The sequence below is a fragment of the Niveispirillum sp. SYP-B3756 genome (genome assembly GCF_009495745.1).
Classification (GTDB): Bacteria; Pseudomonadota; Alphaproteobacteria; order Azospirillales; family Azospirillaceae; genus Niveispirillum.
The window spans coordinates 815186-832085 of record NZ_WIDQ01000001.1 but is presented as its reverse complement, the minus strand read 5'-3'; the positions used below and the strand labels follow the sequence as shown (position 1 = coordinate 832085).

Sequence of the window (16900 nt, the reverse complement as noted above, 5' to 3'; positions counted from 1 at the left end):
TGCCCCTTGGGGTCGGGTGCAGCGGCCACAGCCCTTTACTTCGCCAGTGCGGCGGTCAGTTCCGGGACGATCTTGAACAGATCGCCGACGATGCCGTAATCGGCCACCTGGAACATCGGCGCCTCTTCATCCTTGTTGATGGCGACGATGACCTTGCTGTCTTTCATGCCGGCCAGATGCTGGATGGCACCGGAGATACCGACGGCGATATAGAGTTCCGGGGCCACGATCTTGCCGGTCTGGCCGACCTGATAGTCGTTGGGCACGAAACCGGCATCCACCGCCGCGCGGCTGGCGCCCACGGCCGCCCCCAGCTTGTCGGCCAGCGCGTCCAGCAGCGGGAAATTCTCGCCCGACTGCATCCCGCGACCGCCCGAGACAATCACCCGCGCCGCCGTCAGTTCCGGCCGTTCCGACTTGGTCAGTTCAGCGCCGACAAAGCTGGACAGGCCGGCATCACCCGTGGCGGCCAGGGCCTCCACCACGCCAGCGCCACCGGTCTCCGCCGCCGCCTCAAACGCCGTGCCGCGCACGGTGATCACCTTGATGGCATCGGTTGACTTCACCGTGGCGATGGCATTGCCGGCATAGATCGGGCGTTCGAACGTGTCGGGTGACACCACGCCGCTGATCTCGCTGATCTGCTGCACATCCAGCAGGGCCGCCACGCGCGGGGCCAAATTCTTGCCGAAGGTGGTGGCGGGGAACAGCACATGGCCGTAGCCACCGGCCTTCACGGCGGCCACCACCAGCGGGGCGAAGTTCTCGGCCAGCGGGTTGGCATATTCGGCGGCATCCGCCACCAGCGCCTTGGCCACACCGGCCGCCTTGGCGGCGGCCGCACCGGCATCGGCCACGCCCTGGCCGGCCACCAGCACATGCGTCTCACCACCGATTTTCGCCGCCGCCCCCAGGGCGGTCAGCGTCGGCTTTTTCACAGCGCCGGTCGTGGGTTCGGCGATTACCAGAATGCTCATGATGGGTGTCTCCTCAATCGGGGGAGCGGCTTTGCGGTGGTAGTCGTGGCCTTTTGGGCTTTCGTTCCCCCTCTCTCTCAACCGTCACCCCGGCGAAGGCCGGGGTCCAGAATCACAGGCGCATCGCTCTACGAAGCTGGACCCCGGCCTGCGCCGGGGTGACGGGAGAGATTTTGAAAACCGGGGTGGAACCCTCTACAGCCAGAAACAACCGCCCACAAAGCCGTCGGCGTTACAGCAGGCTCAGATCACGCGCGCGTCATCGCGCAGCTTGGCAACCAGCTCGTCCACGCTGGCGACCTTGATGCCGCCCTTGCGCTTGGGCGGTTCGGTCACTTTCAGCGTGGTCAGGCGCGGGGTGATGTCCACGCCGAGCGCGTCCGGCGCCAGCACCTCGATCGGCTTCTTCTTCGCCTTCATGATGTTGGGCAGGGAGGCATAGCGCGGCTCGTTCAGGCGCAGGTCGGTGGTCACCACCGCCGGCAGCTTCAGTTCCACCGTCTCCAGGCCGCCATCGATCTCACGCGTTACCGAAACCTTGCCATCGGCCGGCGCCACCTTGGATGCAAACGTCCCCTGGCCCCAGCCCAGCAGGGCCGCCAGCGCCTGACCGGTCTGGTTGGCGTCATCGTCAATGGCCTGCTTGCCCAGGATCACCAGGTCGGGCGCTTCCTTGGCCACCACCGCCTTCAGCAGCTTGGCGACGGCCAGCGGCTGCACCTCTGCGTCGGTCTGCACCAGAATGCCGCGATCGCCACCCATGGCCAGACCGGTGCGGATGGTTTCCTGCGCCGCCGTCGGCCCGATGGAGACAACCACGATCTCCGTCGCCTTGCCGGCTTCCTTCAGACGAACCGCTTCTTCAACCGCGATCTCGTCGAACGGGTTCATCGACATCTTTACATTCGCCAGCTCGACACCGCTCTCGTCGGGCTTCACGCGGACCTTCACGTTGTAATCAACAACGCGCTTTACGGCGACCAGGAGTTTCATTCGGCGATCCCCTTGCTTCATGTCTGGCCGGGAAGGACAGGCATCCCGGCCGTTTAACAGGCATTCAGCCTTATGTTCGGGGGCATAAGATTGGGCATTTGTCGCCTGCCGTCCAGCCCGTATAAACGGGCCGAAAGATAGGATTGCTGCGACGCACCTGTCAATAGAATGCGCCAATTGCTGCTAGATTGTAATTTTATATCCAATCCAGCAACAAGCATCCCGTCCAGGCCGGCAAACCCTGCCATCTTACGCACCTTCCATTCCGCCCACCATGTTGCATCGCAACATTTCAGCCGGTGCATTACGTTTACGTAATAGGAAGATATTAGCGAAAACCGTTTCAAATGCAAGGGTGCAATGCACTGCGATCGCGGCTTCACTCCCCGCGCGTCAAGCCCGGCACCCACAGCACATCGCCAGCACCCTTATCGTTCAGATAGCGGCCCAGCACGAACAGATGGTCGGAGAGGCGGTTGATATATTTCAGCGCCGGTGCCCCCACCGCTTCATGCAGCGCCAATTCGGTCATCTCCCGCTCGGCCCGGCGCACGATGGTGCGGCCGAGATGCAGGAAGGCGGCAGCCGGGCTGCCGCCGGGCAGGATGAAGCTGTTCAGCGGGGAGAGTTGTTCATTCATGCGGTCAATCTCCGCCTCCAACCGGTTGACCTGCCGGTCGATGATGCGCAGCGGCGGATAGGGCGGATTTTCCTGTTCCGGGGTACAGAGATCGGCCCCCAGATCGAACAGATCATTCTGGATACGGCCCAGCATGGCATCGGCATCGACCAGCAGCGCCTCATCGGGCCGCCCGCCAGTATGCAGCCGGGCCAGGCCCAGGGCGGCATTGGCCTCATCCACCGTGCCATAGGCCACCACGCGCAGATCATGTTTGGGCACGCGGCTGCCATCGCCCAGCGAGGTCTGGCCCTTGTCCCCGCCACGGGTATAGATGCGCGTCAGCCTGACCATGGGAAACCCCGCCGGAATGAACTGCCAATGAACTGTTACCGCAGGAGATAGAGGGCGGGGCAGCCCCGATCAAGACGCGATGAAGACCAGCGCGAACAGAACCAGCGCCAGCACCTGCAGGCGCACACGCCACCACATCAGGCGGTTGCCATATTTGGCGTTGAAATCGCCGCCCCGCGCCATGCCGAACAGGCCGACGATCAGAACGGCCAGGGTGGCGATCATGGCCAGGACCATGAGGAAGATAAGTATCGCGCTCATGCGATCTGATATAGCGCGGCGAGAGGCTGGCGCACAGGCCCAAAATCCAAAAAAGCGGTGGCTGCGGCTTGGGTCTGCCTCTGCTATCAAGGCGCACCCTCGCCCGCCTGGATTGCCCCCCCATGTCGCATAGAAAGCCTGCCCGTCAGGCCGGCATTCCCTTCATTCTGGTCACCATCTTCCTGGATGTGCTGACCTTTGGTCTGGTCATTCCCGTGGTGCCATCGCTGGTCCGGCATTTCAGTGCCGATGATGCCCATGCCGCCTGGTGGATGGGGATGATGGTGGCCAGCTTCTCCATCATGCAATTCCTCTTCGCCCCGGTGCTGGGGGCTTTGTCTGACCGGTTTGGGCGGCGGCCGGTCATCCTGGCCTCGGTCGCCGGGGCCGCCATCGACCAGCTCTTCATGGTCTTTGCCCCCGGCCTGGTTTGGCTGCTGGCGGCGCGGCTGATCGCCGGGGTGACAGCGGCCAATATCACCGCCGCCAATGCCTATATTGCCGATATCTCCACCGCCGAGAATCGGGCAAAGAATTTCGGGCTGGTCGGGGCGGCCTTCGGGCTGGGCTTCATTGCCGGGCCGGCCCTGGGCGGGTTGCTGGGGGAAATCCATCTGCGCCTGCCCTTCATGGTGGCCGCCGGGCTGGCGGGGCTGAATTTCCTCTATGGCCTGTTCGTGCTGCCCGAATCGCTGGCCCCCGCCAACCGCCGGCCCTTCAGCTGGCGCCGCGCCAACCCGGTGGGCAGCTTGGCGGCGCTGTTCAAGCACCCGGCCGTGCTGGGGCTGGCGGCCACGCGCACCTGTTCGGTGCTGGCCATGGGTATGCTGCAAACCATCTGGGTGCTGTACACCACCAAGCTGTTCAAATGGGGGGAGCTGGAAAACGGCCTGTCCCTGGCCGCCTTGGGCCTTGCCACGGCCGTGGTGCAGGGCGTTTTGATCAGCCGCATCGTTCGCCGACTGGGAGAGGCGCGCACAGTCCTGCTGGGCCTGACTGTCGAGGCCTTGGCCTATCTGGGCTATGGCATGGCGGGCAGCGGGGCGCTGTTCGTGGGGGCCATCCTCATCCATGCCCTGGCCGGCATCAGTTCGCCGGCGATTCAGAGCGTGGTGACCCGCTCGGTCGGGGCCAATGAACAAGGGGCGGTGCAGGGTGCCTTTGCCAGCGTGCAGAGCGTGACCTTCATCTTTGCCCCCCTGATCGGGGCGGAACTGTACGGCCTGTTCACAGCGGGCGAGAGCAGCCACAGCCTGAAGGCCGGCATCCCCTTCTTTTTTGGGGCGGGCTGTCTGCTGCTGGCGGGGCTGATCGCCATCTGGGCCTTGCGGCGGGCCGCCCCCTCCCCCATCATCGCCCGCACCGGCGAAACAGCCTGAGAAAAGCCAGAACCATGCCCAGCGGCTTCCTGCGCCATATCAAACGCTGCAACAGTCACGATATGGCGGGTTTTCGCCCCTTTCGGGTGGAAAGCCATCTGGTTGGGTGGATACGCCCGGCATTTCGTGATCGGTTACTGTCCTTTCCTGATGTTTTTCGACCAGAGGGGGAGGGGGTGGGCCTGTCCCCTGCGCTGGACCAGCCGGATCAGCGCAGCGAGGCTGTCGGTTCGGTGTTGAAACATCTGGTGGTGGATGGGGTCATCCCCCGCTTGCGCCGGGAAATGTATGGGGTGCAGACGGGCTGGGGGACGGCACCGCTGCTGGCCATGGACCGTGCCGCCATCCCGTTTTTCGGTGTCACCGCCTATGGCGTTCATATTAACGGCTTTGTCCGCCGGGCCGATGGCATTCACCTGTGGGTCGGCAAGCGGGCCATGGATCGCGGCGTGGCCCCGGGCCAATATGATAATCTGGTCGCCGGTGGCCAGCCGCTGGGCCTGAGCTTGCAGGAAAATCTGCTGAAGGAAGCACGGGAGGAAGCCGACCTGCCGCCAGACCTGGCCCTGCAGGCCCGGCCGGTGGGGGCCATCACCTATGTCATGGAACAGAAAAAGGGCCTGAAGCCGGATGTTCTGTTCATCTATGATCTGGAACTGCCGGCCGATTTCATCCCCCGCAATACCGATGGGGAGGTGGAGCGGTTCGAGCTATGGCCGCTGGAGAAGGTGGCTGCCAGCATCGCCCAGACGGATGACTGGAAATTCAACGTCAATCTGGTGGTGATCGACTTCCTGGTCCGCCATGGCTGGCTGGGGCCGGACCATCCGGAATATCTGGATCTATGCCGGGGTTTGCGGCGGTAAAACCAAGTTGTGATGAGTTCTGCGCATCGCAACTTGGTACGGCGGCGCCGGCCGGCGATTGAGGGCCGTGATAAGAACCGACCGGTTCTTATCACGGCAACAGCGTACAATTCCGTGACCGGTTACGGCTAATCAAGCAATGCCTTGATCCAGGCCCGACTGCCGGCCTCCACCAGATCCAGCACCTCTCCGAAATGCCGGCCCTCCCCGTAATAGGGGTCGGGGACGTCGCGGTTGGTCAGAGGTGGTGGGGCTTCGGCCATGAACAGGGCCAGCCGCGCCGTCGATCCCGGCGGCTGCTTGCGCCGCATGATCTCCAGATGCCCGCGATCCATGGCCAGCAGCAGGTCAAACCGGTCATAATCGGCTGGTACCAGCACGCGCGCCCGCAGGTCCGACAGGTCATAGCCGCGCCGGGCGGCGGCGGCGATGGAACGATGATCCGGGCTTTCCCCCACATGATAGGCATGGGTGCCGGCACTGTCGACCGACAGCCGGTCGGACAGGCCTTCCCTGTCCACCAGATGGCGGAACACGCCCTCCGCGGTGGGGGAGCGACAGATATTGCCCGTGCAAACGAACAGGATATTGATCATTTTATCGTGACCGGTGACGTTATTTCTGAGGGTTCAGGTTGATTTCCGCCGGGTTCAGCATGGCATCGATCCGTTCCAGCCCACCAACCCCCGCCCCGGTGCTGCTGGCCTCCAGCCCGCGATAAAGCGTGACCAGTTCGCGCCCCCAATCGGTCAGTGCTGTGCCGCCGCCGCCACTGCCGCCGGTCTGGCCAGCGACGGCGGGTTGGGTGAAGGCGCGGTTGATTTCATCCAGCAGCAGCCAGGCCCGGCGATAGGACATGCCCAGCGCCCGCCCGGCGGCAGAGATGGAACCATGTTCGTCAATCGCTTCCAGCAGCCGCACCTTGCCGGGGCCCAGCCGGTGACCATTGGCGAAATCCAGACGCAGGGTAAGGCGGATCGGCATGGGGAACCGGCGGTGATGGGACAAAGAAAAGGGGGCGGCCGGACGCCGCCCCCTTCACATAGCACAGGATAGGCGAAGGGTCAGTGGCCCGCCGCTCCTTCCTTGCGCCGGCGGCGCTTGGACGCTGCCAGATTGAGCATTTCCACCGCCACCGAGAAGGCGATGGCGAAGTAGAGATAGCCCTTGGGAATGTGGAAATGCAGCCCGTCGGCGATCAGCGCCACGCCGACCAGGATCAGGAAGCTGAGCGCCAGCATCTTCACCGTCGGGTGATTCTGCACGAAACGGCTGGTGGGGCCGGCGGCGAACAGCATCACGCCCACGGCAATGATGACAGCGGTGATCATCACCGGCAATTGGCTGGCCATGCCGACCGCGGTAATCACGCTGTCCAGCGAGAAGACGATATCCAGCACCATGATCTGCATGATCACGCCGCCAAAGGTGGCCGCCGCCCGCGACGGCCCACCATCTTCGGCATGGCCTTCCATCGTATGGTGGATTTCCGCCGTGCCCTTATAGAGCAGGAACAGACCGCCGAAGAGCAGGATCAGGTCGCGGACCGAAATGCCCAGATCGAACACGGTAAAGATCGGGTCGGTCAGCTTGACGATCCAGGCGATGGAGGCCAGCAGCGCCAACCGGCTGATCAGGGCCAGCGCCAGACCGAACTGGCGCGCCTTGGCCTGCTGATGTTCCGGCAGCCGGTTGGCCATGATGGAGATGAAAATAATATTGTCGATGCCCAGCACGATCTCCAACGCGGTCAGCGTCAACAGGCTGGCCCAGGCGTTGGGATCGGACAACCATTCGAACATGATATTTCCTGCCAAGGATAGGGAGGGGATTAAGCGGTTGGTTGTGCTGGAGCTTAGCATAATGCGCAATTTTGTCGCGGGCTCCGTTGTGCAATGCCGAATGCGCCCTTTCGGCAACCATATCGTTGCGCAAGACCACGGTTGCGCTTAGCGTTTCACGCAATCGCCCCCAAGAGAGAGGCCAAGATGCAGCATTCCGTTTCCCGCCGTTCCTTTCTGGCAAGCAGCGCCCTGACCCTGGCGCTGGCCGGCACCGTCCCCCCCGTTTTCGCCGCTGACGGCAAGGTGCTGCGCCGGGGCACCGGCCCCGCCCCCGATACGCTGGACCCTGGCAAGGCGGAACTGCATAATTCCTCCCTCGTCATCTACGATCTTTATGAAGGGCTGCTGACCCCCGGCCCCGATGGGGAGCCCAAGGCGGGTGCGGCGGAAAACTGGGAGGTCTCGCCCGATGGCAAGACCTATATTTTCCACTTGCGCGCCAATGGTAAATGGTCGGATGGCAGTGCTGTGACGGCGGGCGATTTCGTCTATGCCTGGCGCCGGCTGGCCGACCCGAAAACCGCCTCCCCCTATGGCTATTTCGTCTGGGTGCTGGAAAATGGTGCCGACGTGTCCGCCGGGCGCAAACCGCTGGAGGCGCTGGGCGTCACCGCGCTGGATGACCGCACCTTGAAGGTCAGTCTGAAGGAGCCGGCCGCCTATTTCCTGGGGCAATTGTCGCACCAGTCGCTGTCGCCGGTGAAGCCAGGGCCAGAGGGGGCCAAGCCCATCTCCAACGGTGCCTATCAACTGGCGGAAATGATCCCGCAGACCCATTACAAGCTGGTGCGCAATCCGCATTATTATGATGCGGCGGCGGTGAAGATCGACACCGTCTATCATTTCGTGACGGAAAATCTGGATACGGAACTGAAGCGCTTCCGCGCCGGGGAGTTGGACACCACCTATAACCTGCCCGTGACCCAGGTGAACTGGGCCCGCACGGAGGCGAAGGACGCCTATACGCCAACGCCGACCTATTCCACCTTCTATCTGGCCTTTAACCTGACGCATGAGCCCTGGAAGTCGAACCCCAAGCTACGCGCCGCCCTGTCGCTGGCCATCGACCGGGAGGTGATCACCGAGAAGGTGATGAATGGCGATCTGCTGCCGGCCTACAGCTTCACGCCCAGCGGCAAGGTGGCGGGATATGAGCCGCCGCAGCCGGAATGGCGGGCCAAAACCCAGGCCGACCGCAATGCCATGGCCAAGAAGCTGTTTGCCGAAGCTGGGTACGGCCCCGGCGGCAAGGTGCTGCCGGAGATTGAGATCCTGCATTCTACCAGCGAGAATTCCAAACGCATCATGGTGGCGGTTTCCGCCATGTGGAAGCAGGTGCTGGGCGTACAGACCCAGTTGAACAATCAGGAATTCCGGGTGGTGGCCAGCATCGGCAACCAGAAAAGCTATAAGGATGTGATCTATTATGGCTGGGTCGGCGATTTCCCCGACCCGATCAACTTCCTGAAATTGCTGCGCAGCGATGTGGAGCAGCAGAATCTCTCCGCCTACAAAAACCCGGCTTACGACCAGAAGCTGGACGAGGCCAATGCCAGCCTGGACCCCGCCCGCCGCGCCGCCCTGCTGGGCGAGGCGGAGCGGATGTATCAGGCGGATTTCCCGGTTGCCCCGATCATCCATAATAACCGCCGCCGGCTGGTATCGCCCAAGGTGAAGGGCTGGCAGCCGACCCCGTTGGACCAGAACCCGTCCCGCTGGCTGGATATCGGCTGAAGCAGCCCTTCCGACAAGATCGACCCCGGCGGCCAAGCCGGGGCCCAAGACGACAGTGGCAGTTGTCTCTCCGTCCCCAGAAAGTATCGAGCCATCCATGCCCATGAAACGGACAATCCTTGCCGCTGTCGGCCTTGCCGGCATCCTGCTGACCCAGCCGGCGGCGGCTGAGATGATCTATCGCCGTGGCACCGCCGCCGCCCCCGACACGCTGGACCCCACCAAGTCGGAGCTGCAACCCGCCGCCTTCATCATCTATGACCTGTTCGAGGGGCTGTTCTCCCTGGACGCCAAGGGCCAGCGCCGCAACGGTGTCGCCGCCAGCTATGAACTGAGCCCCGATGGCAAGGTCTATACGTTCAAGCTGCGCAGCGATGCCAAATGGTCAGACGGCAGCCCGGTGACGGCGGCAGATTTCGTCTATGCCTGGCGGCGGCTGGCCAACCCGAAGACGGCGTCGCCCTATGCCTATTTCGTCTGGCCCATGGTGAATGGGCAGGACATCACCAGCGGCAAGAAGCCGCCGGAAAGCCTGGGCGTGGAAGCGGTGGACGATCATACGCTGAAGGTGACGCTGACCAAGCCCACCGGCTATTTCCTGGCATCATTGCAGCATGTGGCCCTGTTCCCACTCAACCGGGCCAGCCTGGAAAAGTACGGGGAGAGCTTTACCGCCCCCGGCCATCTGGTCAGCAATGGCGCCTATATGCTGGCCGAGAATGTGCCGCAGAGCCATATCAAGGAAGTGAAGAACCCCTATTATTACGATGCGGCCAAGGTGAAGATCGACACCGTCTTCTCCTACCCCATCGATAACCAGGAAACGGAATTCAAGAAATTCCGCGCTGGCGAGTTGGACAGCACGGCCACCCTGCCCAATGCCCAGATCAAATGGGCGCAGGAAAACCTGAAAGATGCCTATATCGCCGGCCCGACCTATTCCACCTACTACCTCTCGTTCAACCTGACGCATGAGCCGTGGAAATCAAACCCCAAGCTGCGCGCCGCCCTGGCGCTGGCCATCGACCGGGAGGTGATTGCCCAAAAGGTGATCGGTGGCGGGGAATTGCCGGCCTGGAGCTTCACGCCCCCCGGCAATGTTGGCGGGTATGAGCCGCCGCGCCTGCCCTGGACCCGGCAGACCCAGGCCGAACGCGATGCCATGGCGAAAAAGCTGTTTGCCGAAGCCGGTTACGGCCCCGGCGGCAAAGTGCTGCCGGAAGTGGAGATATTGCATTATACCAGCGACAATACCCGCAAGGTGAATGTCGCCGTGGCCGCCATGTGGAAGCAGAAGCTGGGCGTGCAGACCAACCTGAACAACCAGGAATTCCGCGTCGTTGCCAATATCGGCAATGAGAAGGCCTATAAGGATGTGCTCTATTACGCCTGGATCGGTGACTATCCGGACGCCAATTCCTTCCTGCAATTGTTCCGCAGCGACGTGGAACAGCAGAACCTGCCCGGCTATAAAAGTGCGGATTTCGACAAGCTGCTGGATGAAGCCAATATTCAGACCGACCCGGTCAAGCGCGCCGAACTGCTGGCCAAGGCCGAAACGCTGGCCCTGGAAAGCAACAGCATCATCACCCTGCACCATAATACCCGCCGCCGGTTGGTGAGCCCCAAGCTGAAGGGCTGGGTGCCCAACCCGACGGACTTTAACCTGTCGCAATATCTGGAACTGACGCCGTAAGGGTGGGGAAAGGTTGACCATTGGGTCAAGAGTGTGGGGGCTCGCCTCCTTGCCCTTGACCCGTTCTGGCCCCATCAGCATCCACCTTCTACCACCGTCGCCCCGGCGCAGGCCGGGGTCCAGTTTCGTAGAGCAAAGCGCTCGTGGCCCCTGGACCCCGGCCTGCGCCGGGGCGACGGTGGTGAAATGGCCAATGTCGTCGGTCAACCCCAATACTTGGCGCAAAAAACGGCGGCGCCAGTGGAAACGCCCACCCCCAACTCCCCCTAAAACATTGAACCAAGCCTCAAACCCCCGTCGCCCCCAGCGCCCTGCCCAGCCGTTCCAGCGCCTCGCGCAATTCCGGGTCTTCCACCGCTGCCGTGCTGTCATGCAGCTTGGCCTCCGCCACCGGGGAAAGCCGGCGGACCGGCGCGATACTGTAGCTTTTGGTCTTGAGAACCGGGCCCCCATGCACCAGTTTCAACCGCGCCACCGCCCGCCAGCCCATGAAGGCGTTGATCTTTTCGATGATCAGCGGTTCTTCATGCTGGACCAGCAGGGCGGCGGGGCCGGTGACGCGCAGATGCAGGGTGGCATTTTCCCGCTGCGCTGCCGGGAAGACCAGTTTCATCGGTGACGTCTGGTCCGCCAGACGGGAACCGACGATGCTGGGCCAATCGGTCAGCAATGCGCCAAAGGCAAGCCCGTTTTTGCCCAGCGCCTTGCCGGCCACATCCTTCAAGGTGCGGCCCAGCCGCACCGGTGCATTGCGGTAGGTTTGATTCATGGTCGTCGCATCCAAGCCCAAGGCCACCATCAAAGCAAAGCCAGCGGCCCTTGACCAGGGGCAAGGTGGGGATGGTGCCCTGCCGCCGCCGCTGCTGGCTTGGTATGACCGGCACCGCCGTGTGTTGCCCTGGCGCTTTCTGGCGGGGGAGGTGGCGGACCCGTACCGGGTCTGGCTGTCAGAAATTATGCTGCAGCAGACGACGGTGGCCACGGTCGGCCCCTATTTCCAGGATTTCCTGACCCGCTGGCCCCGCGTCACCGATCTGGCCGCCGCCGATCTGGATGATGTGCTGCGCGCTTGGGCCGGGCTTGGCTATTATGCCCGCGCCCGCAACCTGCATAAATGCGCCCAGGTGGTGGCGACGGAGCATGGCGGGCACTTCCCGATGGCGGAGGAGGCACTATTGGCCCTGCCCGGCATCGGCGCCTATACGGCCGCCGCCATCCGCGCCATCGCCTTTGACCAGCCGGCCACCGCCATGGATGGCAATGTGGAACGGGTGATGGCGCGGTTATACGCCGTTACCGATCCGCTGCCGGGATCAAAGCCGATTCTGAAGGCCCATGCCGCCGCGCTGGTGCCCGCCCGGCGGCCCGGTGATTATACCCAAGCCCTGTTCGATCTGGGGGCCACCATCTGCACCCCGCGCAAGCCGCGCTGCATCCTCTGCCCCTGGGCGGAACCGTGCCAGGCCCGCGCCCTGGGCATTGCCGACGAACTGCCGGCCAAACAGGCCAAGGAAGCCAAACCGGTGCGCCGGGCCGTGGCCTTTGTCCTGAGCGACGCGCAAGGCCATATCGCCCTGCGCCGGCGGGAGGAACGCGGGCTGCTGGGCGGCATGATGGAGGTGCCATCGACCCCGTGGGAGGCTGCCCCCATGCCGGGAAATACCCAGGCCCTGCCCCATGCTCCGGTGGCGGGGGTGGCATGGCAGCCGCTGCCCGGTCTGGTGCGTCATACTTTTACCCATTTCGAGTTCGAGATTGCCGTCATGGCCGGCCGCATCAAGACCAGCCCGCCCGCAACGGATTTGCGCTGGGTCGCGCCCGATGCGCTGGGGGAAGAGGCATTACCGACCGTGATGCGGAAAATTCTGCGCCACGCCCTGGCCAAGGGCGGCGCCTGACCCCAGGGGAAGCCATCTTGGCCCCGACAAGACGCGCGTTTTTGACCTCCCTGGCGCTTGCCCCGGCGGCTCTGTCGCTGGCAGTGCCGGCCCGTGCCCAGGATCGCAGCCTGGGAAGGGTGGATGTGGCGCTGATGCTGGCGGTCGATGCCTCCGCCAGCATTGATCCGCGCCTGCTGGATTTCCAGTTGCGCGGCCATGCCACCGCCTTTCGTGACCCGGCTGTGGCCGGTGCCGTGGGCGATGGGCGCAACCACGCCATCGGGGTGATGCTGGCCCAGTTCGCCGGGCCGGAGACGCTGACCACCCTGGTGCCCTGGCGTCGGCTGCACAGCCCGCAGGATTGCAGCGATTTTGCCGCCGCCATTGATGCCGTGCCCGGTGTCGCCATGGGCGGCTCCACAGCATTGGGCGATGCGGTGGTGCAGGCCGTGGCCCTGCTGGACAAGGCTCCGTTTGAAACGGACAAGCGCACGCTGGATGTCGTTTCCAACGGTTTCAGCAATGCCGGCATCGATCCGCGTTCGGCCCGCGGCTATGCGGCGGCGGCCAATGTCGGCGTCAATGCGCTGGCCATTCTCAATGAATATGACTGGCTGGAGGATTATTATACCGACCAGCTCATTACCGGTCACGGTGCCTTTGTGCGCAGCGCCGATAGGCTGGAATCCTTCGCCGCCTCTTTCCTGGGCAAGCTGGTGACGGAGATCGCCTGAGAGTTCGTCTATGAGTTTCTTACAATTTTACAGTCATTTAACCGTCATTCCCGCGAAGGCGGGAATCCATACGACAGCGCGGATTTTGGATTCCCGCCTTCGCGGGAATGACGGTGTGAGGTCGCAAGGCATCGGAAAACACAGTCGTTTTCCGAGCAAACACTGAAACCGGGCCTCACCCCTTGGCATCCCCCAGCAACCCGCGCAGCCGGTAAAGTTCCTCCAGCGCCTGACGCGGTGTCAGTTCATCCGGGTTCACGGCGCGCAGGGCCTCTTCCACCCTTGATGGTTCGGCCGCAGTGATCACCGGGGCCGGTGCGGGGCGCATGTTGAGGGCGGCAAACAATGGCAGATCATCAGCCAGCCGGGCCGCCGCACTGGCCTGATCCCCCTTCTCCAGGATTTTCAGCACCTGTTCAGCCCGCTGGATCACCGCCGGGGGCAGGCCGGCCAGCCGGGCGACATGGATGCCATAGGAACGGTCGGCGGCACCGGCCGCCACCTCATGCAGGAACACCACCTCGCCGCGCCATTCCTTGATCCGCATCGTGTGGCAGGAAAGCTCGGCCAGCTTGGCGGCCAGCGCCGTCAATTCGTGATAATGGGTGGCGAACAGGCCCCGGCAGCGCGCCACCTCATGCAGATGTTCCACACAGGCCCAGGCGATGGAAAGCCCGTCAAAGGTGGCCGTGCCGCGCCCGATCTCATCCAAAATCACCAGCGATCGGCGGGTCGCCTGGTTCAGGATGGTGGCCGTCTCCACCATTTCCACCATGAAGGTGGAGCGGCCGCGCGCCAGATCGTCCGCCGCCCCCACACGGCTGAACAGCTTGTCCACCACGCCGATATGGGCGCTGGCAGCGGGCACATAGGCCCCCATCTGCGCCAGCACGGCGATCAGCGCATTCTGGCGCAGGAAGGTGGATTTACCGGCCATATTGGGACCGGTCAGCAGCCATAGGCGCTGGCCGGGCGACAGGCCGCAATCATTGGCGACAAAGGCCCCGCCGCCCTGTTCGGCCAGCGCCTCTTCCACCACTGGATGCCGGCCGCCGCTGATCTCAAAGGTCAGGTCATCGGTCAGGTGCGGGCGACACCAGTTTCGGTCCACCGCCAGCTCGGCCAGGGCTGCCGTCACATCCAGCGTGGCGAGCGCGCGGGCGGTGGCGGCGATGAAATCGGCCTTGGCCACCACCTCGGCCACCAGCTTGGCGAACAGCTCCAGTTCCAGCGCCAGCGCCCGATCACCGGCCTCCGCCACCTTGCGTTCCAGTTCCGACAGGGCCACGGTGGTGAAGCGTACCGCCCCCGCCATGGTCTGGCGGTGGATGAAATCGGCCCGGTGCTTTTCCGACATCAGCTTGTCGGCATGGGTGGCCGTGACCTCGATATAATAGCCCAGCACGTTATTGTGCCGAATCTTCAGGGACTGGATGCCCGTCTGGTCGGCATATTGCGCCTGCAGCCCGGCAATATGCCGGCGGCTGTCGTCGCGCAGCCCCTTCAATTCATCCAGCGGGGCGGAATATCCCGCCGCGATGAAACCGCCGTCGCGGGCCAGCAGTGGCAGTTCCGGCCCCAATGCCTGGGACAGCAGGTCGATCAGCGCTTCATGATCGGCCCCGGTTCCCCCCAACAGCCCATCGGCGACGCGGGCCAGACCTTCCGGCAGCGGCCCGGCATCGCCATAGGCCAGCCGCCCCCGGATGGCCACGGCGCGGGCCAGACCGTCACGGATATTGGCCAGATCGCGCGGGCTGCCACGATCCAGCGTCAGGCGTGACAGGGCACGCTCCATATCGGGTGTCTGGCCCAGTTCGGCGCGGATATCCAGGCGAAGATGCGATTGTTCGACCAGCAGCGTCACCATGTCCAACCGGCGGGCGATGCGTGCCGGATCTGTCAACGGCGCTGAAAGCCGGGCAGAAAGCAGGCGTGCACCGGAACCGGTCACGGTTCGGTCGATGGCAGCCAGCAGGCTGCCGCGCCGATCGCCGGTCATGGTGCGGGTCAGTTCCAGGTTGCGGCGGGTGGCGGGATCGATTTCCAGCACCTGGCCCGCCCCCTGGCGACGCGGCGTGTCAAAGCGCGGCAGCCGGCCCTTCTGGGTCAGTTCGACATAATCGACCAGGGCGCCGGCGGCGGCCACCTCCGCCCGGCTGAAGGCGCCAAACGCATCCAGCGTGCCGACGCCATAGAGCGACAGCAGGCGCTGGCGGCCATTCTCACTGTCGAACCGTGCATTGGGCTGGATGGTCAGCCGGTTGCGCCATTCCGCCCAGACGGGTTCCAGTTCGTCCGCCTGGAACAGCCGTTCGGGCAGCAGCACCTCCCCCGGTGCCAGCCTTGCCAGGGCGGCCCCCAGCCCGGCGCGTTCCACCGGGGCCAGGGTCAGTTCCCCTGTGGACAGGTCCAGCCAGGCCAGCCCGGCTTCGCCACCGGCCTCGGCCAGGGCGGCCAGATAATTGTTGGACCGGGCATCCAGCAAGCCATCCTCGGTGATGGTGCCGGGGGTGACGACGCGCACCACCTCCCGCCGGACGACGGATTTGGAGCCGCGCTTCTTCGCCTCTGCCGGGTCTTCCGTCTGTTCACAGATGGCGACGCGGAAACCCTGGCGGATCAGCCGCAGCAGATATTGTTCATGGGAATGCACTGGCACGCCGCACATGGGGATTTCCTCCCCCTGATGTTGGCCGCGCTTGGTGAGCGTGATGTCGAGCGCCGCCGATGCCTGCACGGCATCGTCAAAGAACAGTTCGTAAAAATCGCCCATGCGATAGAAGAGCAGCGAACCCGGATGCTGCCCCTTGATGTCCAGATACTGGACCATCATCGGGGAAACGGGGCTGGCGGCGGGGGCGGCTTGGCTGGTCTGTCGCACTTGGGGTCTGGGTCCGTCGGATGCCGGGGCGGAAAGGCGCCAACCTAGCACCGCAGACGGGCCCGCTTCAAACCTCCAGGCGGTGGGCGCTGAATTCCACCAGGGTAGGCGGCGCCATGCCCACCCGCCGCCCCGCACCGGGAAGCGGCAGACCGCCCAAGGCGACGCAACCGCAGATGAGCTTGTCGATATGGTCGCCATCGCCAGACAAGGGCAGCATCACGCCCTGCAGCACCAACCGGGTGCGCGGGCCAGCCAGCGTGGCCTGCACCAGCATCGGCGCCCGCTGGTCGCATGACTGGCGTAGCCAGGAAAACAGGGTCAGTTCCAGCGGATGGGCGGATTCATGGTCCAGCACAAGGCCGGTGAGGGTGCGGCCACAGATACCCTCCAGCCCGGTTCCGGCTAATCTTGTATGGAATCCGTGATCGGTTACATCAAAAATTGCCAACCATGGCAAAAGGTCCGGAATATCCACCGGGTCCAACGCAGCGCGCGGCGGGGCCATACGCTCGCCCCGCCGCGCGCGCCAATAATCCACGAGCTGGCGCAGCCGGCTGTCCGGCAGGTCGGCCAAGGCCGTATCCGTTCTCTGCACCATTGCCGCCAAACCCAAGATGAAACCCCGCGCCATCGCCGCCCCGCGGCCTTCCTGGGGACAGTCTGGAACGGCATCCGT

General features: G+C 64.0%; 16 protein-coding genes. 6 read left to right on the top strand and 10 right to left on the bottom strand.

From position 1 onward, the window contains the following. Positions 1 to 35: 35 nt before the first annotated feature. The 4 genes from GE253_RS03935 to GE253_RS03920 all read right to left on the bottom strand — a co-directional run bounded on the left by GE253_RS03935 (position 36) and on the right by GE253_RS03920 (position 3204). A complete protein-coding gene (locus GE253_RS03935; protein ID WP_153202768.1) occupies positions 36 to 977 on the bottom strand; it encodes an FAD-binding protein in 942 nt (313 codons plus the stop codon). A gap of 243 nt (positions 978 to 1220) precedes the next feature. Next, positions 1221 to 1970 carry an electron transfer flavoprotein subunit beta/FixA family protein gene (locus GE253_RS03930; RefSeq protein WP_153202767.1) on the bottom strand — a complete coding sequence of 250 codons (750 nt, stop codon included), beginning with the start codon at positions 1968 to 1970 and terminating at the stop codon, positions 1221 to 1223. 379 nt (positions 1971 to 2349) lie between these two features. Further along, positions 2350 to 2943, bottom strand: coding sequence for a cob(I)yrinic acid a,c-diamide adenosyltransferase (locus GE253_RS03925; protein WP_153202766.1), 594 nt, complete (start codon positions 2941 to 2943; stop codon positions 2350 to 2352). A 69-nt stretch (positions 2944 to 3012) separates the two neighbouring features. After that, entirely contained in the window at positions 3013 to 3204 is a 192-nt protein-coding gene (locus GE253_RS03920) for a twin transmembrane helix small protein (RefSeq protein ID WP_089285956.1), read from the bottom strand. A 122-nt stretch (positions 3205 to 3326) separates the two neighbouring features. Between GE253_RS03920 and GE253_RS03915 the strand changes: the two genes are divergently transcribed. Beyond that, positions 3327 to 4583 carry a TCR/Tet family MFS transporter gene (locus tag GE253_RS03915; protein ID WP_153202765.1) on the top strand — a complete coding sequence of 419 codons (1257 nt, stop codon included), beginning with the start codon at positions 3327 to 3329 and terminating at the stop codon, positions 4581 to 4583. Positions 4584 to 4597: 14 nt separating this feature from the next. Continuing rightward, positions 4598 to 5449 (top strand): DUF4743 domain-containing protein, encoded by an 852-nt coding sequence (locus tag GE253_RS03910; RefSeq protein WP_153202764.1) that lies wholly within the window; start codon positions 4598 to 4600, stop codon positions 5447 to 5449. 128 nt (positions 5450 to 5577) lie between these two features. On the opposite strand, the gene GE253_RS03905 is transcribed toward GE253_RS03910, so the two are convergent. The 3 genes from GE253_RS03905 to GE253_RS03895 all read right to left on the bottom strand — a co-directional run bounded on the left by GE253_RS03905 (position 5578) and on the right by GE253_RS03895 (position 7251). After that, positions 5578 to 6045 (bottom strand): low molecular weight protein-tyrosine-phosphatase, encoded by a 468-nt coding sequence (locus GE253_RS03905; RefSeq protein ID WP_153202763.1) that lies wholly within the window; start codon positions 6043 to 6045, stop codon positions 5578 to 5580. 19 nt (positions 6046 to 6064) lie between these two features. Beyond that, entirely contained in the window at positions 6065 to 6433 is a 369-nt protein-coding gene (locus GE253_RS03900; RefSeq protein ID WP_153202762.1) for a LysR family transcriptional regulator, read from the bottom strand. Between the two features lie 80 nt (positions 6434 to 6513). Continuing rightward, positions 6514 to 7251 carry a TerC family protein gene (locus GE253_RS03895; protein ID WP_153202761.1) on the bottom strand — a complete coding sequence of 246 codons (738 nt, stop codon included), beginning with the start codon at positions 7249 to 7251 and terminating at the stop codon, positions 6514 to 6516. A gap of 186 nt (positions 7252 to 7437) precedes the next feature. Here GE253_RS03895 and GE253_RS03890 point away from each other — a divergent pair, with 186 nt between their 5' ends. Then, positions 7438 to 9027 (top strand): peptide ABC transporter substrate-binding protein, encoded by a 1590-nt coding sequence (locus GE253_RS03890; protein WP_173012473.1) that lies wholly within the window; start codon positions 7438 to 7440, stop codon positions 9025 to 9027. Positions 9028 to 9130: 103 nt separating this feature from the next. Beyond that, on the top strand, positions 9131 to 10723 hold the full coding sequence (locus tag GE253_RS03885) for a peptide ABC transporter substrate-binding protein (protein WP_247878449.1): 1593 nt from the start codon (positions 9131 to 9133) through the stop codon (positions 10721 to 10723). Between the two features lie 286 nt (positions 10724 to 11009). On the opposite strand, the gene GE253_RS03880 is transcribed toward GE253_RS03885, so the two are convergent. Next, positions 11010 to 11492, bottom strand: a complete 483-nt coding sequence (locus GE253_RS03880; protein ID WP_153202758.1) for a DciA family protein — start codon at positions 11490 to 11492, stop codon at positions 11010 to 11012. Between GE253_RS03880 and mutY the strand changes: the two genes are divergently transcribed. Together mutY and GE253_RS03870 are read left to right on the top strand one after the other, a co-directional pair. Continuing rightward, entirely contained in the window at positions 11491 to 12621 is a 1131-nt protein-coding gene (mutY, locus tag GE253_RS03875) for an A/G-specific adenine glycosylase (protein ID WP_153202757.1), read from the top strand. The two genes, GE253_RS03880 and mutY, sit on opposite strands and share 2 nt — an antisense overlap. A 17-nt stretch (positions 12622 to 12638) precedes the next feature. Continuing rightward, positions 12639 to 13337: a DUF1194 domain-containing protein gene (locus tag GE253_RS03870; RefSeq protein WP_153202756.1), complete on the top strand. Its 699-nt coding sequence runs from the start codon at positions 12639 to 12641 to the stop codon at positions 13335 to 13337. A 175-nt stretch (positions 13338 to 13512) separates the two neighbouring features. Here the strand turns inward: GE253_RS03870 and mutS are convergent, their stop codons facing one another. Together mutS and GE253_RS03860 are read right to left on the bottom strand one after the other, a co-directional pair. Next, the gene (gene mutS / locus GE253_RS03865) at positions 13513 to 16173 is read right to left on the bottom strand and encodes a DNA mismatch repair protein MutS (protein ID WP_153202868.1); all 2661 of its coding nucleotides are present in this window, start codon (positions 16171 to 16173) and stop codon (positions 13513 to 13515) included. Positions 16174 to 16288: 115 nt separating this feature from the next. Then, positions 16289 to 16822 carry a PAS domain-containing protein gene (locus tag GE253_RS03860; protein WP_173012472.1) on the bottom strand — a complete coding sequence of 178 codons (534 nt, stop codon included), beginning with the start codon at positions 16820 to 16822 and terminating at the stop codon, positions 16289 to 16291. Positions 16823 to 16900: the final 78 nt, after the last annotated feature.